The sequence below is a fragment of the Tolypothrix bouteillei VB521301 genome (assembly GCF_000760695.4).
Classification (GTDB): Bacteria; Cyanobacteriota; Cyanobacteriia; order Cyanobacteriales; family Nostocaceae; genus Scytonema; species Scytonema bouteillei_A.
Map to the genome: position 1 here is coordinate 4759636 of NZ_JHEG04000001.1, position 20323 is coordinate 4779958.

General features: G+C 41.1%; 17 protein-coding genes and 1 other RNA gene. 12 read left to right on the plus strand and 6 right to left on the minus strand.

Annotated elements, in window-relative coordinates:
• Positions 1-183: 183 nt before the first annotated feature.
• Entirely contained in the window at positions 184-501 is a 318-nt protein-coding gene (gene trxA / locus HC643_RS19080) for a thioredoxin (protein ID WP_038085514.1), read from the minus strand.
• 145 nt (positions 502-646) lie between these two features.
• Here trxA and fabG point away from each other — a divergent pair, with 145 nt between their 5' ends.
• Positions 647-1408: a 3-oxoacyl-[acyl-carrier-protein] reductase gene (gene fabG, locus HC643_RS19085; RefSeq protein ID WP_038085517.1), complete on the plus strand. Its 762-nt coding sequence runs from the start codon at positions 647-649 to the stop codon at positions 1406-1408.
• A 127-nt stretch (positions 1409-1535) separates the two neighbouring features.
• Here fabG and HC643_RS19090 read toward each other — a convergent pair whose 3' ends face one another.
• Positions 1536-2615 (minus strand): MraY family glycosyltransferase, encoded by a 1080-nt coding sequence (locus HC643_RS19090; protein WP_038085519.1) that lies wholly within the window; start codon positions 2613-2615, stop codon positions 1536-1538.
• A gap of 319 nt (positions 2616-2934) precedes the next feature.
• Between HC643_RS19090 and groL the strand changes: the two genes are divergently transcribed.
• Complete coding sequence (gene groL, locus HC643_RS19095; protein WP_038085521.1) at positions 2935-4599, plus strand: chaperonin GroEL; 1665 nt, start codon at positions 2935-2937, stop codon at positions 4597-4599.
• Positions 4600-4793: 194 nt separating this feature from the next.
• Here the strand turns inward: groL and HC643_RS40850 are convergent, their stop codons facing one another.
• On the minus strand, positions 4794-5468 hold the full coding sequence (locus tag HC643_RS40850; protein ID WP_038085524.1) for a hypothetical protein: 675 nt from the start codon (positions 5466-5468) through the stop codon (positions 4794-4796).
• A 726-nt stretch (positions 5469-6194) separates the two neighbouring features.
• On the opposite strand from HC643_RS40850, the gene HC643_RS19105 reads away from it, so the two are divergent.
• On the plus strand, positions 6195-8048 hold the full coding sequence (locus HC643_RS19105; protein ID WP_038085529.1) for an alpha-amylase family glycosyl hydrolase: 1854 nt from the start codon (positions 6195-6197) through the stop codon (positions 8046-8048).
• A 19-nt stretch (positions 8049-8067) separates the two neighbouring features.
• On the opposite strand, the gene HC643_RS19110 is transcribed toward HC643_RS19105, so the two are convergent.
• On the minus strand, positions 8068-8706 hold the full coding sequence (locus HC643_RS19110) for a response regulator (protein ID WP_038085532.1): 639 nt from the start codon (positions 8704-8706) through the stop codon (positions 8068-8070).
• 72 nt (positions 8707-8778) lie between these two features.
• A complete protein-coding gene (locus HC643_RS19115; protein ID WP_038085536.1) occupies positions 8779-9969 on the minus strand; it encodes a sensor histidine kinase in 1191 nt (396 codons plus the stop codon).
• Between the two features lie 397 nt (positions 9970-10366).
• Between HC643_RS19115 and corA the strand changes: the two genes are divergently transcribed.
• The 5 genes from corA to HC643_RS19140 all read left to right on the plus strand — a co-directional run bounded on the left by corA (position 10367) and on the right by HC643_RS19140 (position 14847).
• Positions 10367-11584 (plus strand): magnesium/cobalt transporter CorA, encoded by a 1218-nt coding sequence (corA, locus tag HC643_RS19120; protein ID WP_167844712.1) that lies wholly within the window; start codon positions 10367-10369, stop codon positions 11582-11584.
• A gap of 36 nt (positions 11585-11620) precedes the next feature.
• Positions 11621-12343, plus strand: coding sequence for a hypothetical protein (locus HC643_RS19125; protein WP_038085538.1), 723 nt, complete (start codon positions 11621-11623; stop codon positions 12341-12343).
• Between the two features lie 119 nt (positions 12344-12462).
• An RNA gene (gene rnpB, locus HC643_RS19130) (RNase P RNA component class A) lies at positions 12463-12910 on the plus strand.
• A 48-nt stretch (positions 12911-12958) separates the two neighbouring features.
• Positions 12959-13678: a ribonuclease III gene (gene rnc / locus HC643_RS19135; protein WP_038085540.1), complete on the plus strand. Its 720-nt coding sequence runs from the start codon at positions 12959-12961 to the stop codon at positions 13676-13678.
• Positions 13679-13848: 170 nt separating this feature from the next.
• A complete protein-coding gene (locus HC643_RS19140) occupies positions 13849-14847 on the plus strand; it encodes a Gfo/Idh/MocA family oxidoreductase (protein ID WP_202048633.1) in 999 nt (332 codons plus the stop codon).
• Positions 14848-14908: 61 nt separating this feature from the next.
• Here the strand turns inward: HC643_RS19140 and HC643_RS19145 are convergent, their stop codons facing one another.
• The gene (locus HC643_RS19145; protein WP_038085542.1) at positions 14909-16939 is read right to left on the minus strand and encodes a HAMP domain-containing sensor histidine kinase; all 2031 of its coding nucleotides are present in this window, start codon (positions 16937-16939) and stop codon (positions 14909-14911) included.
• Between the two features lie 285 nt (positions 16940-17224).
• On the opposite strand from HC643_RS19145, the gene HC643_RS19150 reads away from it, so the two are divergent.
• The 4 genes from HC643_RS19150 to HC643_RS19165 all read left to right on the plus strand — a co-directional run bounded on the left by HC643_RS19150 (position 17225) and on the right by HC643_RS19165 (position 20315).
• Positions 17225-17914, plus strand: coding sequence for a RibD family protein (locus tag HC643_RS19150; RefSeq protein WP_072040762.1), 690 nt, complete (start codon positions 17225-17227; stop codon positions 17912-17914).
• 114 nt (positions 17915-18028) lie between these two features.
• Complete coding sequence (locus HC643_RS19155) at positions 18029-18622, plus strand: acyl carrier protein phosphodiesterase (RefSeq protein ID WP_038085547.1); 594 nt, start codon at positions 18029-18031, stop codon at positions 18620-18622.
• Between the two features lie 14 nt (positions 18623-18636).
• A complete protein-coding gene (locus HC643_RS19160) occupies positions 18637-19821 on the plus strand; it encodes a GNAT family N-acetyltransferase (RefSeq protein WP_038085549.1) in 1185 nt (394 codons plus the stop codon).
• Positions 19822-19931: 110 nt separating this feature from the next.
• Positions 19932-20315, plus strand: a complete 384-nt coding sequence (locus HC643_RS19165; protein ID WP_038085551.1) for a DUF4346 domain-containing protein — start codon at positions 19932-19934, stop codon at positions 20313-20315.
• Positions 20316-20323 lie beyond the last annotated feature (8 nt).

Genomic DNA, 20323 nt, shown 5'->3' on the forward strand with positions numbered 1-20323 from the left:
CGGCTCCCTTGTCGTTAGAAGATTACCTATGGGCTTAGGGTGGGCAATGCCCACCCTACAAGAAATTTTGCAATCAACATGGAAAAACAGGAGGTGATTGAGTACAATTTGTGACACCTTTCTTCACCCCCCATTTTATTTAAACTTAACAAGTAGTACGCGTCATCCAAGTGGATGAAGTCGTTAAATTAACGTATTCAAATGTTGTATCAATTGTGGTGCTTGTACGACACCTTCAATCCGATCCACGGGCTGACCTTGTTTAAACACCATCAGTGTTGGTAAAGCTTCAATCCGATACTCTGTTGCCAGCTGGGGATATTTTTCAGTATCAATTTTGACAACTCTAATCCGCCCTTGGAGTTGGGCGTTGACTTGCTCTAGAATCGGGCTCATCATGTGACAAGGACCGCACCAGTCAGCGTAAAAATCCACTAAGACAGGAACATCAGAGCCAGATAGCATCTCTTCAAAGCTGTTGAATTGCTTTTTGGTAGTCATGTAATACCCACCAATTTTTTATAGTTTGATTTTTCAATGGTAATCTCTGCTAGCAGTTATCCGCCGAGTCTCAACGATTGTTTTTATTCTTGCACTCAGATAGCCCTATTATGTATAGCGCGACAACAATGAAAGGGAATACTCAATGGACTTATTGCCGGAGAATTTGCAAAATTTACGCGGACAAGTCGCTGTTGTGACTGGTGCTTCACGAGGAATTGGACGTGCGATCGCACTCGAATTGGCAAAACTGGGCGCGAACGTAGTCGTCAACTACGCCAGTTCCAGCAGTGCGGCTGACGAAGTTGTCAAGACAATTACCGATGCTGGAGGTCAGGCGATCGCATTACAAGCAGACGCAAGCAAAGCCGACCAAGTAGAAGCCTTAGTCAACACGGTCATGGAGAAACTCAGCCGAGTTGACATTTTAGTCAACAATGCAGGTATAACTCGCGACACGTTACTTTTACGCATGAAGCCAGAAGATTGGCAAGCCGTCATCGATCTCAACCTCACGGGAGTTTTTCTCTGTACTCGTGCTGTCAGTAAAATTATGCTCAAGCAACGTTCGGGGCGAATCATTAACATTACCTCCGTTGCAGGGCAAATGGGCAATCCCGGACAAGCCAATTACAGTGCAGCAAAAGCAGGAGTTATTGGCTTTACCAAAACAGTCGCTAAAGAATTTGCTTCTCGCGGTATCACCGTCAACGCAGTTGCTCCGGGCTTTATATCCACTGACATGACAAGCGACCTAAAATCTGAAGAAATTCTAAAATTTATTCCCTTAAGCCGTTACGGTCAACCAGAAGAAGTTGCGGGGATGGTACGCTTTTTAGCTGCCGATCCAGCAGCAGCATATATTACCGGACAAGTCTTTAACGTCGATGGCGGAATGGTAATGTAAAAAAAATTATGAATTATGAATTATGAATGCTGAATGATAAGTATACAATTCATATTTCATAAATTATGAATGCTGAATGATAAGTATAAAATTCATAATTCATAATTCATACTTCATAATTCATACTTCAAGCCGTTCGTATTCTTTGCAAAACCACGAAGCCCAAGAGAGAGACTATGCCAACGGTAGTGGCAAGCATCTGTAGTAAACTCATATTTTGCAATCTCATCGCCAACAAATTGCAAATCAAAGCAATTGTCCAAAGAGTAAGCGCTGCATGACGTTGAGATAGACCCCATGCAAGCAAGCGGTGATGTAGGTGGTCTTTACCAGGAGTGCTAAGAGGATTTTTACCTGCCATCAAGCGTCTGATAAACACTTGAGTCGTGTCTAGCACTGGTAGGAGTAGAAATAAAACTGGAGCTACTAAAGAGACAGCTGTGGGGGCTTGTAAGTTCCCTAAAATACCAGTAGCTGCTAGTACGTAACCGAAAAAGTATGCTCCAGCATCACCCATAATAATTCGTGAGGGGTGGAAATTATGACGTAAAAAACCTAGTGCTGCACCTCCGAGTGCTGCCAAAACTAATGTTGCTGCAGCACGGTTGGGAACTTGGGCGGAAACAGCGAGTAGACTCATGGCAGAGATAAAACTGACTCCTCCTGCCAAACCATCCATGCCGTCCATCAAGTTAATGGCATTGGTGATTCCTACCACCCACAGTACTGTTAGTAATATCGATAGTATATAGTCAAATGGAGTGCCAAAGGAAACATTCATGGTGATCCGATTGGCAACCAATAACAGAGCTGTCAGTATTTGAATTAATAAGCGAAAAAGAGGAGGTAAACCGAACTGGTCGTCGATAAAACCCACAAGTACTAAGATCGAACCACCTAGTAAAATAGTGAGTACCTGAGCCAGCACTCTTTCAAGTTCAATAGGTCGTAAGAGACTCGCGAGTACCACCGCAGCAATCACGCCCGCATAAATAGCCAAACCCCCTGCATTGGGTAGAGGTTCGCGGTTAAGTCGTCGTGCATTTGGTTGGTCAGCCCATCCAACTTTCAAGGCAAACTTACGAACTGAGGGAATCATGCGCCAAGTGACTGCATAAGCTAAGAGAAATGTAAAAACTACTGCCAACCAGCCGGAACCACTGGGGTCAGCAATACCTAGGTAACGAAGGGCGTTGTATATATTCATGTTTTGCCATTGAGTTTGCCTGCTTGTCTTTAAGCTTCAGTTTTACCTTGTCCTCGTTGTCAATTGCTACTTTCTTATATCATTGGGGATTGGGGCTTGAGGATGGGAAATTTTGGATGCGTGGATGCGTGGATTGGGGTTGGTTGTCTCCCTTGTCCTCCTTGTCTCCCTTGTCCCCTTGTCCCAATCCCCAATCTCCACCCAAGCACCTACATATTAATCAATTTTTTCCCAACAATCCGCAGTCTTTGCCGGAAAAATTAGCACTCTTGTCTTCTGAGTGCTAAATTGTAAAACAGGACGTGCTAGAGAACTAAACATGGCGAAAATTGTTTCATTCAATGAGGACTCTCGGCGGGCGTTAGAACGAGGAATCAACGCTCTAGCTGATGCCGTGAAAATTACTTTGGGACCAAAGGGTCGTAACGTTCTGTTAGAGAAAAAATTCGGTGCGCCTCAAATTGTTAATGATGGTATCACCGTTGCTAAAGAAATTGAACTGGAAGACCCCCTGGAAAACACGGGTGCAAGACTTGTCCAGGAAGCAGCATCAAAAACAAAAGATGTTGCTGGAGATGGGACTACCACTGCAACTGTATTGGCGCAGGCGATAGTCAAGGAAGGTTTGAAGAACGTTGCTGCGGGTAGTAATCCTATTGCCCTAAAGCGGGGAATCGACAAAACTGTCGATATTTTGGTACAAGAAATTGCCGCCGTGGCAAAACCAGTGGAAGGGGCTGCGATCGCACAAGTGGCTTCAGTTTCGGCTGGTAACGACGATGAAGTCGGTAGCATGCTAGCTGAGGCGATGGAAAAAGTCACCAAAGATGGTGTAATCACTGTAGAAGAATCTAAGTCTCTGACAACTGAACTAGAAGTTGTTGAAGGGATGCAGATAGACAGAGGTTACATATCTCCCTACTTCATCACTAACAACGAGCGGATGACAGTAGAATTTGAAAATGCCCGCATCCTCATTACTGATAAAAAAATCAGCACAATTCAGGATTTAGTTCCTGTTTTGGAAAAAGTGGCTCGTTTGGGTCAACCTTTGTTGGTGATTGCTGAAGATGTAGAAGGGGAAGCTTTAGCAACTTTGGTGGTCAACAAAGCACGAGGAGTGCTGACTGTTTGCGCTATCAAAGCTCCTGGGTTTGGCGATCGCCGTAAAGCCATGTTACAAGATATTGCCATTCTCACCAACGGACAGTTGATTTCCGAAGAAATCGGTTTAAGCTTAGACGCTGCTTCTTTGGAAATGCTGGGAACTGCTCGTAGAATCACAATTGATAAAGAAAACACAACTATCGTTGCTGCGGGTGACAACACCAAAGCAGACGTACAAAAGAGAATTGGTCAAATTCGCAAACAACTCGAAGACACCGATTCAGAATACGATAAAGAAAAATTGCAAGAGCGCATCGCCAAACTTGCTGGTGGTGTTGCGGTTATTAAAGTAGGTGCAGCAACAGAAACCGAACTCAAAGACCGCAAACTCAGAATTGAAGACGCTCTTAACGCTACCAAAGCGGCTGTAGAAGAAGGTATAGTTCCCGGTGGTGGAACAACCCTCATTCACCTGTCCAAGAAAGTAGCAGAGTTTAAAGAAAGCCTCAGTGGCGAAGAAAAGATTGCGGCTGATATTGTAGCGCGATCGCTCGAAGCACCCCTGCGCCAAATTGCAGACAACGCAGGCGTTGAAGGCTCCGTTGTTGTTGAAAGAGTGCGGGAAACCGATTTCAATATTGGCTACAACGCTGCTACTGGTGAATTTGAAGACTTAATTGCTGCGGGAATTATTGACCCTGCAAAAGTAGTACGTTCAGCGTTGCAAAATGCTGCGTCTATTGCAGGAATGGTCTTAACTACCGAAGCACTCGTTGTTGAAAAACCCGAGAAGAAACCACCAGCTGGTGCGCCTGACATGGGCGGTATGGGTGGTATGGGTGGTATGGGTGGCATGGGTGGCATGGGCATGATGTAATCCTTTTCACACCATACTACAGGGTGGGCAATGCCCACCTTTTTTTATGTGCTTTATCTCCACAACCGCTTTTACACTCGGCATTGCTGTTTGTAACTACAACCTGCATCACACTCAGTTGTCCCAAACAACTCAAGTACTTTTAGCTGCTTGTGACGTTGTACGTACTTCCATAATGCAAGGGCAAATATTCTTCAGTATCGTTCTTGTAACATAGCTTTGGCAGAAGCACGAACAATGCGGTTAACATCTTGGGCTAGTAGTTCTAACCAATCTTTAGGAGTGTTGATATTTTTGGTCACAGCATACCGTTCTAACCAATGAAACGAAAGTGCTTTTTCCTCTAAAATTTCTTGAGGAATTTTTGGGTGTAATAATGCTATCACAGACCATGGAAAATCATGATTTTTGGTATATTTTGTCAGTACAATAGGTAACCCCTCAGGTTTTAATTGTAAATACTTTATTTTATTATCTTGAAGTAAGACCTGCTCCAAAACGCTCTTTGGTAAGTTAGGATTTTCAATAACTGCTTCACGCACAGAATAGTTTTCATCTTGTGCTAGTTGTTCCAAAATATGAACGGGTGTTTTAGGGTGTAACGCAATTTTTATACGAATCAATGTGGCTGAAGGCATTTGCTCTATTAGATTCAAATTTTCCAGCAACAGTAGGAGAAGGACAGGATTGCTTAACACTTGTTCTGGAAATTGTATCCCCAGTTCTAACAAGACTTCTATTGGCGTATTAGGATTGGTAGCAACTCTCTCACGGATATCTCGGTCTTCACTCAACCCCAACTTCCGCAGTAAATTGGGATCGGTACTTGGATTTCTGGCATCTATTCTTGCTATTTCTATACTATTCATAGAAGGATATATAATTGCTTGGGAGGCGTGGATTCATCTGCTGCTTGTTGCTTCAGAAGTGAGGCCATAGTTTGTAGAAAGTTATTTCGCTTTTGAGATCTCGGATTTTGACTTGCTTGAACTTAACTTACCCAATTTTTTAGCCTAATATATCTTTTCCTTTCAAAAACTTCCTACTAAAGATAGATTTTTTAAATCGGAATTGCGATAAACTTCCTGTAGAAATTTAATTTTTTCTTTATAGATAATTTTGGAAGACTGACATAGTTTGCAAACATATCTTTGTTTGGAACAACTCTAAAGTTTCCCTTGTATGTTGCACTTTTTAGGGCTTATCCAAGCCCTTATTGTTAAAAGGTTTGGAGAGATCTATACGTCTATAAGCCTAGAAAATAGGCTGAGTTTGTGTAAGCCCCGTTTTTGTTGAAATTGGTTTTACCATAAAAGAAATTTCCTATAATTTTCCAGAATATCTAGAAGTGAATAAGTTGGTTTGGCTGACATATATTAATAAATGAGTTGGCAAAAATCCCGAGTGTAACGAAATACACAATAAAAAACTTTCGTTTGTAGTTGCGCTGTCTGTGCCTACGGCATGCCTAGCGGCGAGCGTATGCATCGCCACTACGAAATAGCAATGCTTACTTATGTGCCAGAGTCATTGATTTTCTTGAAAAGATTAGCCCTGTATATACATCAGCAAATTATTTATAAGGACGCGATTCTATGGTTTCCACCACGCAACCAACTTCAAATTTCACAGAGACTCCTGTAAGCAGCAAACAACCAGGAATGGGTAGTACTGTTTACGATCGCGGTACGGCTTTTAGAGTGTGGGCACCATTTGCCAATAAAGTTCATGTTGCCCTATACGAACGAGAAAATCAGGATAACACTCAGCCGCAAAAACTTATAGAACTAGCTTCTGAAAATAATGGTTATTGGTCAGGTGATGCGGAAGGTATTAAACAAGGACAGCTCTATAGATATCGCATCGTTAATCGAGATTCAGAACAAGTCCTTTGGAAAATAGATCCTTATGCTAAAGATGTAACGAGTTCAGTTGGTAAAGGAATTGTCAGTCGTTCGGATTTTGAGTGGACTGATGATAATTTTCAAATGCCTGATTTCAACTCGCTGATTATCTATGAGTTGCACTTGGGTACGTTTAACGACACGCCTCATGGAGAACCAGGAGATTTAACAAAGGCGATTGAGAGATTGCCTTATTTGCGGGATCTGGGAATTAACTGCATTAACTTGATGCCCACGAGTGAATTTGCAGCCAATTTTTCCTGGGGATATAATACCGCTTTTCCATTTGCTCTGGAATCTGCCTACGGTCACTTAGATGACTTTAAAAATTTTGTAAATACAGCTCACAATTATGGTGTTGGCATCATTCTTGACTGCGTGTACAACCATTTTGGCCCCAGCGATTTACAAGATGGTTTGTGGCGCTTCGATGGTTGGAGTTTAGATAACTGGGGTGGTGTCTATTTCTACAACGATGGACGTGCCATAACGCCTTGGGGAAATACCAAACCAGATTATGGCAGACCGGAAGTGCGTCAGTTCCTCCGGGATAATGCCATGTTTTGGTTGGGAGAATGTCACTGTGATGGGTTGAGGATAGATAGCACCTGTAACATATGGGGATTTGATAATGGGAAAGGGTGGAATAATGATGGCTTTAATCTGTTGCGTTGGATTAGCGATGAGATAAACTACTTTTTCAAATATCCCAGACACAAGATTTTGATAGCTGAAGACTGGCATAACGACGGGTGGTTAACTAAGCCAACTCCTGAAGGGGGCGCAGGAATGAGTGCTGAATGGCACTGGTTTATTCACAAAGTCCGACACGAATTGGAAAATCCCTTAGATGAGTATCGGAACATGAATGAGATTGCCAGTGCGCTTTACGGTCGTTTCAATGGCGATGCTTTTAAGCGAGTGGTTTATACAGAATCTCATGATGAAACGGCAAATGGAAAAACTCGAGTTAACAGGCAAATAGACCCCAATAACCCCGAATCATGGGTTGCTAAAAAGCGGTCAACGTTGGGGGCTGCCATTGTTCTCACCGCACCTGGAATTCCCATGATTTGGCAAGGTCAAGAGTTTCTCGAAGTGGATCATTTTCGCGATGACGATCCTTTAGACTGGAATAGACTGCAGCGCTTTGCTGGTATTCACGACCTCTACCAACGCCTTTGTCTATTGCGGCGCAATTGGGATAACAATACTCGCGGTTTGAGAGGACAGCATATAAACTGCCATGTAGTTGATAACTTGAATAAGGTAACTGCTTACCATCGTTGGGATCGAGGTGGTGCTGGTGATGACGTTATTGTCATTTTAAATTTCTCCAACCGCTATTGGGATTCTTACCGAGTGGGTTTACCTCGCTTGGGTACTTGGTGGTGTCGCTTCTCAAGCGATTGGAATGGGTATAGTGGCGATTTCAGTAATTTTGGCGGACACGCTGTGAGTGGCGAGTTTTCTCCCAAAGATGGAATGGCATACAGCGCTGGTTTTGCGATCGCTCCTTACAGTGCTCTCATTTATTCTCAATGAGATATTTCATGCACTTGGTTTAAATTATTAAATTTTCCTTTGCCCACAAAGCAGCTTGCGTGCGATCTCTCAAACCCAAACGTCCCAGAATTTGAGTTACGTAATTCTTCACCGTTCCTTCTGTAAGAAATAGCGTTTTGGCAATTTCCTTGTTGCTTTTGCCTTGAGCAATTAAAGTCAAAACTTCTAATTCGCGATCGCTTAAACGATACTGTACTGTATTTTGCTTGTTAGCTGTTGGGGGGCGTAACTGGGCAAAGACTTTTGAAGCAATTGTAGGACCTAGTTGACAATGTCCTTGATGAAGTGTACGAATTGCTGCAGCCAGCTGGGCTGAGGGGGTACTTTTTAGAAGATAACCGAGTGCGCCTGCTTGTAGCGATTCCCAAATATATTCATCTTCATCAAACGTTGTCAGCACGAGAATTCTTATCCAAGGAAAACGCTGGTGAATTTCGCGAGTCGCAACCACACCATCACAGATGGGCATTCTTACGTCCATAAGAATAACATCTGGTTGTAAACTTTCACTAAGAGCAATAGCCTCATTTCCGTGACTCGCTTGTCCAATAATTTTCAAATCCTCTTCTAAAGACAGTAAAGACGCTAATCCTTGGCGAAAAAGTGGTTGATCGTCTACAAGCAACACTCGAATCATCTTGGAAAAGGGATAAACGATGGATGAAAAATTATCCTTTAATATTTATACTCGATAGTTTATTCTTCATCTTTAGATTGGAATCACTACCTGAATCTGAGTTCCGGAATTGAGAGCGCTGTTGATTTTAATTTCTCCGCCCAAAATGTGAACTCGCTCTCTCATTCCTCTCAGCCCAAACCCAGAGTGTGGTGCGCTGACTTCAAATCCCTGTCCGTTATCCGTCAGTTCTATAATAATCCCACTTGATGTTTGATAACCTTTGAGACTGACAAAACTTGCTGAGGCGTGTTTTTGAATGTTAGTAAAACCTTCTTGAACTATACAGTAGAGTTGATGGCTGATTTGAACGGGTATTTGTGGAAGTTTTACATCTAGATGAATAACAAATGATTGATTTCTGCCGACATTTTCTACTAAAGTACTCAATGATTCATTCAAATTAAAGTTAGACTGTCTCATTGTTTGTACTGACCGTCTCACTTCGCTTAAACACTGATTTGCTAATTGTTTTGCAATATCCAAAGATTTTGCAGATTGAATGGGATCGCGTTGATAAAGTTTTTGAGCTAGTTCTAACTGCACATCCAAAGTTGTCAGAGAATGCCCTAAAGAATCATGAATTTCACGAGCAATGCGTGTTCTTTCCAAAGTAGCAGCTAAGGTTTCTACTTGTTTGGTTAAAATTTCTGCTTTTTGCCTGCTTTTTTGCTCTGCAATAACTACAAAGGAAAATAACAGCACAAAAGTACTTGCTGCTAAATATCCACCTGTATCATTGATAATTTCTTTAGTAATGCTGAATTTAGTATCATATAATTCAGATATTTGTTGAGCCAGGTGGGAACGTTTAAACTTGAGTTTTTGGGGTAAACTCCAAACTAAGAGGGAGTTCCAAATAATTCCTGAGAGGATTACAATTATAACAATAAATTTACGTTCTATTAAGAAGCAACTTTTTGCAATTATAAGATAGAGTAAAATTTCAAAATTGACATCGACCGATCTGGGAAGCATGACCGATAATATCTCTAAAAAAATATAAATTTTCTTTTGCCACATGGGACGATTGAGTGGAAAGAAAAAACTTAAAACAGTCAGTGCAGTCAGACAAGCAAATGAGGTAAATGTTGGTATTGGCAGTGATAAATAACTATTTTCTCGCCGATTTACTATTATAAGAACTAGATATACACCTAAAAGAGTCCATTCTATATACTGTAGAGTGCGACGAATAGATGAAGTGTTTGTAATGGAATTCATTCTTGTTCCTTGTATTTGGGGCTATTACTATACTCGCGGTTGCGGGATGAGCACAGCTCGCTGTGTTTACTTGGAGCAAGACGGACAAAAGATTGTTTCAGGTGTTCTTGGTAATGTCCTATCCCAACAATAACTGGTAATACTTGTTGGGTTTTGCCGTTTTTTCCTCCCCTACAAGGTGCTTGTCTCTCGCGACAATTTTCGAGAGCCCTTGCAGTATTAGGAGAGGGGTTTGGGTACATATTTCTCGGAAATTACTGAATGAAACGCCAATGTAAGTTTTTTTAATATTTGCAAAGATTTATAAAGCAAGTTGTCCGCTCGCAACAAGCTGTTTTTTCATACTAGTGACGAGTTAAAAATATTCATGCCAAAGAAAGTGGGTCGATCTTCTAAAATGGCAAAAAAAGTTCATCAATCTCCTAAAATGGCAGGTAAAGTTCGCCAACGGCCTACAACGGCAAGAAAGAATCGCCCTTCCTCTCAAGAGGTCAGTCCATCTCCCATAGAGAGATACTATCACCAACCGGGAACTATACCCGGATTTCTCTATATTCCTCATGGTTCTCCACCGCCAAAAATATCTTTAATTGACTATAAAGCTATTGATATTGTTCGTAAGGAAACAGTAACTCCAGAAGAGTGTGCTGTTTATTTAGATACAGAATCTGTTTCCTGGGTGGAGGTACAAGGTCTTGGAGATGAAGATGTTTTGCGGCGATTGGGTAAGGTTTTTGGTTTGCATCCTCTGGTGTTAGAAGATATAGTCAATGTGGTAGAGCGTCCAAAAATAGAGGAATATGAAGCTCAACTAGTCATTATTTGCCGAATGGTTGTGCCAAAAACCACAGAAGAAGGCTTTCACAGCGAGCAAGTCAGTCTGGTGTTGGGGGAAAATTACCTACTTTCGGTACAAGAAGAACCAGAATATGATTGCTTGGATGGGGTGAGAACAAGAATTTGCCAAAATAAAGGTATTATCCGCAAGCGTAGGGCAGATTATCTAGCCTATACTGTCCTAGATGCAATCGTAGACGGTTTTTTTCCGGTTTTAGAACGTTTTGGCGATCGCATTGAAGAGTTAGAAAACGAAGTCATTGAAAATCCCACTCAACAAACACTGCAAAAAATTTATGAAATCAGGAGAGAATTATTGCAACTACGCCGTTATATATGGCCGCAACGGGATGCCATCAATTCACTGATTAGGGATGGCAATGAATTAATTCGGGACGAAGTGCGAATGTATCTACGAGACTGTTACGATCACACGATACAAGTCATTGATACGATCGAGACTTACCGGGAACTGACATCTGGGTTAATGGATGTTTATCTTTCGGCTGTCAGTAACAGGATGAATGAGGTAATGAAATTTTTGACGGTTATGTCATCAATTTTTATTCCACTCACCTTTATTGCCGGAATTTATGGTATGAACTTTAATACAGAAAAATCCCCTTACAATATGCCCGAACTTAATTGGCACTGGGGCTACTTTCTTTGTCTGGGTGTTATGGGAGCGATCGCAATTACTATGGTTGTCATTTTCTGGCAGAAAGGCTGGTTCCAGAACTTCTCAAAAGTTAATAGTGATTTTGACAAGCGAGTTTAACATTCAAGCAGAAGTATAGGAGGCTATATAGAAAATATGAGAGATGGTGACTCAAATTTACTGATCTTAACACTTTACGTCATTGGCATTACTTATACTTTCAACCAAATGGTTGACTCTATTGATGACCAAATAAAACTGGAGTTCAACAAAGCAAAGGTAGATGAACAACTAAAAGAACAAGAACTTAAAGACGCAATTGGAGTCTCTTTCTCCCTGAAACCAATGTATTCCATAAAAGATCCAAAAGACTTATCTATTAATATTGAAAATAAATCTGAGGATATCATCGTATACGTAGACTGGGACAACTGTACTTTTATGGAATTTGATGGAGTTTCACGGCGTGTAATGCGCGAAACTCCAGTAGACAAACCAGCTATAATTCGTGACTTAGCAGTTCCCCAGGTGACGAGTGCAATTGTTCCAAAAACAACCTTAAAGGAAAAAATCTCATCAGAAAGTGTTTTCGAGCTAGATATGGAAACGAGAATCTATAAAGCACGAGATGAAGCATCAATAGCCAATGTCCTAAAATGGAAATCCAGCCCTATTCGGGCACAGAAAAAAGAATTCCGCAAGTTCATGGACAGAAAACGCAACTTTGAATTTTCCCTGAATTTGGTACTAAGACTGGCTAGTAAATATGTAGGTCTTGCGCCAGGTAGGGATTTCCCTCCCGTATGCGTTGTCAACTGTCCCTTTACAGTCAGAAAGCTTCCTTGGACTTATGCGCTCCCTTGGAATAAGAGAAGGTAAAAAATAAGACAATCTGTCAGAAAACTGGTACTAGAGCAAAAAAATTACGAATTTTATGCTTAATGTCGTCGAACGTTCATACTTTCTCAGTCAACCAAGATTACACTGGTTATAAGGAGAGAGTAGGCGCAGGCGGTTGCAGGTTAGCTTGAAGAAAGCTAGCTTGAGGAAAGTCCGGGCTCCCGAAAGACCAGACTTGCTGGGTAACGCCCAGTGCGAGCGATCGTGAGGATAGTGCCACAGAAAAATACCGCCTTCTGAATGATGAATGATGAATGATGAAAAGTTTTCAGAATTCAGAATTCAGAATTCTGAATTCAGTTGGTAAGGGTGCAAAGGTGCGGTAAGAGCGCACCAGCACGACTGAGAGGTCGTGGCTCGGTAAACCCCGGTTGGGAGCAAGGTAAGGGAACTACGGTTGGTCTTTTACCAGTTCCGTAAAAAAGAGCCGCTAGAGGCGTCTGGTAACAGGCGTCCCAGATAGATAACTGCCCTTAAAATGTAAGAATGTTTGGCAAAATATTTTTACATTAGAGAACAGAACCCGGCTTATGTCCGACTCTCTCCTTATTAATAATTAGTTACTAGTGACCAATGACCAGCGATCAGTGACCAATGAGTCTTGCTTATCCACGCCGTCAAAGGCAGCTTGAAAGTTTAGTACGAAAATTAGGTCTGCCAACAGCAGCACCTATAAAGTGGCAATTGCTGGATTTAGCATTGACTCATCCCACAGTCTCTGAGTCAGCTAACTACGAACAGCTTGAGTTTGTCGGCGATGCTGTTGTCCGTTTGGTCGCAGCAGTTGTCTTGTGGGAAAGTTACCCAGATTGCTCGGTTGGAGATTTTGCAGCAATCCGTTCGGTATTAGTGAGCGATCGCATTCTTGCCCAACTAGCAAGAGAATATGGTTTGGAGCTATACTTGCTAGTCGCAGGAAGTGCTACAGCAGACAAAATTGGTCAAGAATCTCGACTTGCAGACGCTTTTGAAGCAGTTTTAGGAGCATTGTATCTAAGTACTCAAAGTCTTGAACTGATCCGTCCCTGGCTAGACCCTCATTTCAAACAACTGACTACAGAAATCCGTCTCGATCCCGCAAGGCTAAACTACAAAGCTGCTCTACAAGAATGGACGCAAGCTCAGTATAAAGTACTACCAGAATATCGAGTGGTTGAAAAAACTCAACCACAACACATTCAAGAACGTTTTCTTGCAGAAGTATGGCTGCACGGACAAAAGCTTGGAGAAGGGAAAGGGCGTTCAATAAAAGCAGCAGAACAAGCAGCAGCAAAAGTTGCTTTTCTCTCACTGAACACTCAAGAACAATCTTGATTGGTTAGTGGTTTGTGGTGAAGACGAGCAAGATTAAGTATAAAAAGTTTAGCAAAAAATATATTGACACTTGACTCTTGAGAGCTGAGCATTGATTCAATAACTCATAATCGCTAACCACATACGGACGCAGTATCTTGCGCCCCTACTAACTACTATCTATCAATGAAATGATTAAAATTGCTGTCGTCGGTATTGGACGTTGGGGAGTACATCTGTTGCGGAATTTTCTCGAACATCCGCAAGCTGAAGTCAAAGCAGTCGTAGATCCAAGCTCTGAAAGGTTGGCAGAGATAAAACAGCAGTACCACTTAGATGACACGGTACTACTTACGACTGAGTGGCAAGCACTACAGCAAATGGAAGATTTAGAAGCAGTGGCGATCGCTACACCTGCAAGTACTCATTACTCCCTGATTTCTGATGCTTTGCGTTGGGGTTACCACGTTTTAGCAGAAAAACCTCTCACTCTTAACCCTAATGAATGCCAAGAACTTTGCCAACTCGCAGAGCAGCAAAAACGACAGTTGATGGTTGACCACACCTACTTATTTCATCCAGCTGTTGAAAGAGGAAAAGCTGTCGTTCAAGCAGGTCAATTGGGTGACTTACGTTACGGATATGCTGCCCGTACACATTTAGGGCCAGTTCGTCAAGATGTTGATACATTGTGGGATTTAGCCATTCACGATATTGCTATCTTTAATACATGGCTGAATCAAGTACCGATAAAAGTTGAGGCTAAGGGTAAAGTTTGGTTGCAACCAGGGCTATCAGATTTAGTGTGGGTGACGCTGACATACCCAAATGACTTTCAAGTTTATATCCACTTATGCTGGCTAAATTCTGACAAACAACGACGGCTGGGAATTGCAGGCAGTCGTGGCAGTCTCATTTTTGATGAAATGTCCCCTACATCAGGGCTAACCTTGCTACATGGAGAATTTGAACAACGAGAAAACAAATTTATTCCTACCAATCAAAAACAAGAAGTCTTAGAAATAGAAAAAGCAGAACCCTTAAAGGCTGTGTGCAATAGCTTTATTCATTGTATTCTCAATAATCTTCCCTCAGAAACTTCATCTGGTTGGGTTGGTACGGAATTAGTACAAATTCTTTCTGCTTTAACAGAATCTCTCAACCAAGATGGGAAATGTGTTTCTGTATAAGGAATAAAATTTGGTAAACCTTTCATATATTACAGACCATTAATAACTAACGACTAACGCATTAGGATTTTATATTTTGCATTCTCAATTTAGAATTTTTAATTTCTTTATTTAAATTGGAGGGTAAGAAGCTCCCTTTAGGAGTTGTATCTCCTACTTGCGTTGTTGTTACTTGTTTATTTTGTGAAGATATATTCTTATTGTTTGAACCTTCTTGGTCTTCAGAGCCGCTTAATAAAGAAACATCAATTAAAGGCAAAGTTATTGTCACTGTTGTTCCCGAATTATTACCCTGACTTTCAAGGGTAATAGTACCTCCCATAAGTTCCATTAAGTTGCGCGATATTGCCAGACCCAATCCCGTACCTCCAAATTTACGAGCATTGGCATCATCTACCATAACAAAGGGACGAAAAAGTTTTGACTGTTGTGTGGGATCGATCCCTATACCTGTATCTTTAACTTTTATAATAACCTCAGCTTTGTCATCACGATTTTGAATATCTGTAGAAATTGTAATGCTTCCTTCTTCGGTGAACTTGGTAGCATTGCCAATAACATTAATAAGTACTTGTTTTAGCTTTGGTGAATCAGCATTAACGGGTAGAATTTCTTCTAACTGTGGGATATTTAATTGCAGACCTTTTTTTTGCACGCTAACAGATTGTATGTTGATAACATCTTTTAAAATTTGTGTTAAATCTACAGGTTTCAGAACAACTGATAGCTTGCCTGCTTCTATTTTAGAAATATCAAGAATATCGTTAATAATGCCTAACAAGTGAATTGCTGTATCATCAGCACGCTTGAGAAATTCTAGTTCTTCTTCTCTGTCATCACACATACCTTCTCTTACTATACGAACGCAATTGATAATGATGTTAAGTGGATTTCTTAATTCATGGGATGTTGCTGCTAGGAATTGCGTTTTTACCTGATTGGCATCTTTGGCTTCTTTCCATGCTAATTCCAACTCTTTTGCCCAAATTTTAAGGCGACTCAACATTTGATGCAGGGCTTGGGCTAATTGGTTAAATTCACGAATTTGGAAATTATCAGGTACTGGTTGTGTAGATTCGTTGAGGTGAAGATTTAAAGCATAGTCTCTTAGTTTTTCTACAGGTTGTGCTAAATAACGAGCTACATACAATGAAGCTAATACACTTGCTCCAACCAAACCAAATGTTAAAACGACAAGAATAATTTTTATGTCTTGAAGCCCGTAAAGAGCATCATCCAAACTAGTGACTGATATGATAACCCATTTTTTATTTTGTCCTTCTGTAACGACGGGGCTTGGGATTGCTGTATATCCTGCTAGTAACTCTTCCCCTTCATTTTCAAAAAACAAATGTAGGAAATCTTGCTTTCCTACCAAAGCGTTTTTAACAATGCTTTTCAATCTTGCAGCATCGGCATGTTGTTCTATATTCGTTCCAACTCGGGATGCTATTGGATGTGCTAGGATAGTCCCATCATCAGAAATAATGACAGTAGAACCGGTTAACAATCCCAGTTTATTATTAATTTTTTGTTGCATTATGACTGATTTAAATCTCAAGACATAACGCATATTTTCTTCACTATCATACACGGGTGCAGATAGCATGAGTTGCAGATTATTTCGTATATCTTTTTGACCCGTTGTTCCGACTTTTGGTGGTAATATAGTTTCGACGTTAAAGCCTTCACTGGCAAAAGGAAATTTTACCTCTCCAAACGATTTAAGACCACAAGTACTAGCTAAGATATCATTACTTTGGGGATCGATTAATTGAATGCAATCAATTTGTTTGGGTAGTTGTTTTGCAATTTTGGTTAGAAATTTCTGCACTTCTATAGGTAAACCCGCTCGCACAGTCGTTGTTTGACTTGCGTTGATTAAATTGATTTTTAAAGCAGCACTCGCTTCTATAAGCTTCTCGCCCTTAATAATGGCACTTTCTGTTAAATTTTGCCGCGCTGTTTCCAGCAGACTAGAGCGGGCCTTTTTATAAGCTACAATCTCCCCTATCAATAAAACTGGAACTGACAGTAGCAAAATCTTTGATACTAAAATTCTCCGAAAAGATGATTGACGGGGTTTAGCCATCGGCGTCTCTCTTGATTATGTGCCAATCACAGCAGCAACTCAAAAAAGTTGCTATTGTTCTTGAGTTACAAAATTTCCTATTTTACGATCCTATTTAAAATATAAAAAAGTTCAATAGGAAAAAGAAATGAAGTATACAAACTCTCATAAAAATGCTTGTTCGTGCAACTATCGTTTACGCGCAAATCATCATGATGAAATTTGAGAATAGAAAGTTTCCGGCATTGTATTGTTAAAAGTAACAGGTTTCTTTGAAAACATAAAAACAATCAATCCAATTAAACTGTGCAAGACCGTCCACATACCATAGTAATCTTAGCAATGAGCGCAGATGGCAAAATATCAGATGTCACGCGATCGCCTGCTCGCTTTGGTTCAAAAACTGATAAAGCCCACCTCGAAGAACAAATTGCTTTGGCTGATGCTGTCATATTTGGTGCTGGTACTCTCCGCGCCTACGGTACAACAATCACCGTATCACACCCACAACTGCTGCAACAACGAGCTCGTGCGGAAAAGCCGCCCCAGCCGATACAAATAGTAATTACAGCTTCTGGGCACCTAAATCCGGAAATGCGCTTTTTTAGGCAAAAAATTAGCCGTTGGTTACTAACCACATCAGCAGGATCGCTTTTTTGGAAAGAACGTTCGGATTTTGAGCAAATACTAGTTTTTGAAAAAACAACAGGAGAAATCGACATGGAAGCTGGTTTAAAACATTTGAACAATTTAGGCATAAAACGTTTGGCTGTTTTGGGTGGTGGCGAGTTAGTCTCCTCGATGCTAGATACAGATTTAATCGATGAATTTTGGCTCACTATCTGTCCGTTGATTTTAGGTGGTACAACCGCACCTACACCAGTGGAAGGAAAGGGGTTTTTCCCCGAGCTAGCGCCGAGCTTGCAATTATTAGAAGTTCGCACCATCGAACAAGAGGTTTTTCTGCACTATTTTTTCAAGAGGTCAAAAGAATAGTGTTAAAATTTAATACAATTACTTTTTTAGGTATTTTAACCTCTACCAAAATTTCGGCGTCGTTTTTCCTCTATAGAAAGACAGCGTTATCACTTCCAAACCTACAAGCTTTTTATGAACTGGCTAGCCCACTTGTTTTTGTCAGAAAAGAACGTTGAAAGTCGCTTGGGAAACCTCCTTGCTGATTTAGTTAAAGGTTCAGCTCGCCAGAATTTGAGCTTAGGTATCCGGCGAGGTATAGAATGCCATAATTTTATTGATAAATTTACCGATTGTCACTCCATCGTTCAATGCAGCAAAAGCAGAATTTGTCAAGAATATAAACGATTTGCTGGAATACTGGTAGATGTCTTTTACGATTACTTTCTTGCCAAAAACTGGTTTGTGTACTCAAACATACCGCTTGATGAGTTTACAACTCAAATATATGAGTCATTTCAGGCTTACCCAGGGCAACTACCCATACCCGTAAGAGAGATTTTAAATCGGATGGCTGTTGAGGACTGGTTGGGGTCTTATCGCAATTTAGCTGGTGTAGAAAAGACCATTGGGAGGATATCTTACAGACTGTCAACGCGGTTGTCTAAGCCCTTCACTTTAAACCTAGCTGTCAGCGAATTGATCGCACACGAGCGGGATCTGGACAATGATTTTCAAGAATTTTTCCCAGAATTACTCGCTCACACCCAAAATTGGCATCTTGCTTAGTATTTACTGTAAAAATGTTGGAACAAATAAAGCCTCGTTATTCAGTTGCTTGGAACAACAAAATTGCTGAAGTACCCAAAGATGCATGGGATGCTCTGGCTTTACCACTCAAAACCCCGTTTTTAGAGTGGGAGTGGCTGAATAATCTTGAAACCTCCCAAAGTGCTACTGCTAATACTGGCTGGTTGCCAAATCACTTAACTGTATGGCGTGACAAAATACTTATAGCAGCTGCGCCTTTGTACATTAAAGGGCACAGCTATGGCGAATTTGTCTTCGATCATCAGTGGGCTGACTTAGCACAACGTATTGGTGTAGAATATTACCCAAAAATGCTGGGAATGTCGCCCTTTACACCTGCTGAAGGTTATCGATTTTTAATTGCGCCAGGAGAAGATGAGCATGACATTACAGCAATGATGGTACGTGAAATTGACGGCTTCTGTACCAAACACCGTATTTCTGGCTGTCATTTTCTCTATGTCGATCCGCAATGGCGTCCCATCCTCGAAAGTCAAGGTTTTACCCCTTGGCTGCATCACAGCTACATTTGGCAAAATTCTGGGTTTAATACTTTTGACGATTACTTGTCAGTTTTCAATGCCAATCAACGTCGCAATATTAAGCGCGAACGTAAAGCGGTGGAAAAAGCTGGTTTGAAATTGCAGCCTTTGTTTGGTGATGAAATTCCAAAATCCTTATTTCCCCTCATGTACCAGTTCTACGCAGATACTTGTGATAAATTTGGTTGGTGGGGTAGCAAGTACTTGACAAAGCGGTTTTTTGAACAACTGCACACTCATTACCGCCATCGGGTTGTGTTTTTTGCCGCCTACAACGAACAAGATAACCGTCAGCCAATAGGAATGTCTTTTTGCTTGGTTAAAGATGACCAAATGTATGGACGCTATTGGGGTTCTTTTCAAGAAATTGACTGTTTGCATTTTGATGCTTGCTACTACGCGCCAATAGAATGGGCGATCGCAAACGGCGTTCAATTATTTGACCCCGGTGCAGGTGGACGGCATAAAAAACGTCGGGGTTTTCCAGCTACCGTCAATCATAGCTTACACCGCTTTTACAATAATCGTTTGTCACAGATTCTGCGTCCCTATATCAATCAAGTTAACGAACTCGAACAGCAGGAGATTGAGGGAATTAATGCGGAGTTGCCATTTAGTCAAAAGGATGAAAAATGAAGGATAAAGGAGAACGACACCTGCTAAAAGTACAACATAATATCTAAACTTAAGAAGGGGTTAAGTAAAGGTAAAAACTCCCATTTTTGAACGTTAATTTTAAGGTGAATATGGATTTGACTGTTTCAAATTTAGCGTTAATTGATGAAAAGCTTTCTCAACGTCATATTGACCTTGACCCCGGTGGATATTTTATTATTTACGTGAATCGGGAAGAAGGTTTAATTTGTGCCAAGCATTATACAAATGTGATTGACGATCGCGGCTTAGCGGTCGATCCTGAAACAGGACAAGTGATTCCCGCACGGGGAAAAGTAGAACGGACCCACAGTATAGTATTCAGTGGCAGAACAGCAAAAGAACTCTGCGTTAGAATCTTTGAGGAAACTCAACCCTGTCCGGTCACTCAGCTAGACCATGCTGCTTACTTAGGTCGGGAATTCATCCGCGCTGAGATTGCTTTGGTGACAGGGCAAGACTATGTTCAGGATTAAACAGTTAG

Excerpts from the sequence above, each read along its gene's own strand:
- trxA (WP_038085514.1), bottom strand. The coding sequence starts at position 501 with ATGACTACCAAAAAGCAATTCAACAGCTTTGAAGAGATGCTATCTGGC.
- fabG (WP_038085517.1), top strand. The coding sequence starts at position 647 with ATGGACTTATTGCCGGAGAATTTGCAAAATTTACGCGGACAAGTCGCT.
- HC643_RS19090 (WP_038085519.1), bottom strand. The coding sequence starts at position 2,615 with ATGAATATATACAACGCCCTTCGTTACCTAGGTATTGCTGACCCCAGT.
- groL (WP_038085521.1), top strand. The coding sequence starts at position 2,935 with ATGGCGAAAATTGTTTCATTCAATGAGGACTCTCGGCGGGCGTTAGAA.
- HC643_RS40850 (WP_038085524.1), bottom strand. The coding sequence starts at position 5,468 with ATGAATAGTATAGAAATAGCAAGAATAGATGCCAGAAATCCAAGTACC.
- HC643_RS19105 (WP_038085529.1), top strand. The coding sequence starts at position 6,195 with ATGGTTTCCACCACGCAACCAACTTCAAATTTCACAGAGACTCCTGTA.
- HC643_RS19110 (WP_038085532.1), bottom strand. The coding sequence starts at position 8,706 with ATGATTCGAGTGTTGCTTGTAGACGATCAACCACTTTTTCGCCAAGGA.
- HC643_RS19115 (WP_038085536.1), bottom strand. The coding sequence starts at position 9,969 with ATGAATTCCATTACAAACACTTCATCTATTCGTCGCACTCTACAGTAT.
- corA (WP_167844712.1), top strand. The coding sequence starts at position 10,367 with ATGGCAAAAAAAGTTCATCAATCTCCTAAAATGGCAGGTAAAGTTCGC.
- HC643_RS19125 (WP_038085538.1), top strand. The coding sequence starts at position 11,621 with ATGAGAGATGGTGACTCAAATTTACTGATCTTAACACTTTACGTCATT.
- rnc (WP_038085540.1), top strand. The coding sequence starts at position 12,959 with ATGAGTCTTGCTTATCCACGCCGTCAAAGGCAGCTTGAAAGTTTAGTA.
- HC643_RS19140 (WP_202048633.1), top strand. The coding sequence starts at position 13,849 with ATGATTAAAATTGCTGTCGTCGGTATTGGACGTTGGGGAGTACATCTG.
- HC643_RS19145 (WP_038085542.1), bottom strand. The coding sequence starts at position 16,939 with ATGGCTAAACCCCGTCAATCATCTTTTCGGAGAATTTTAGTATCAAAG.
- HC643_RS19155 (WP_038085547.1), top strand. The coding sequence starts at position 18,029 with ATGAACTGGCTAGCCCACTTGTTTTTGTCAGAAAAGAACGTTGAAAGT.
- HC643_RS19160 (WP_038085549.1), top strand. The coding sequence starts at position 18,637 with ATGTTGGAACAAATAAAGCCTCGTTATTCAGTTGCTTGGAACAACAAA.
- HC643_RS19165 (WP_038085551.1), top strand. The coding sequence starts at position 19,932 with ATGGATTTGACTGTTTCAAATTTAGCGTTAATTGATGAAAAGCTTTCT.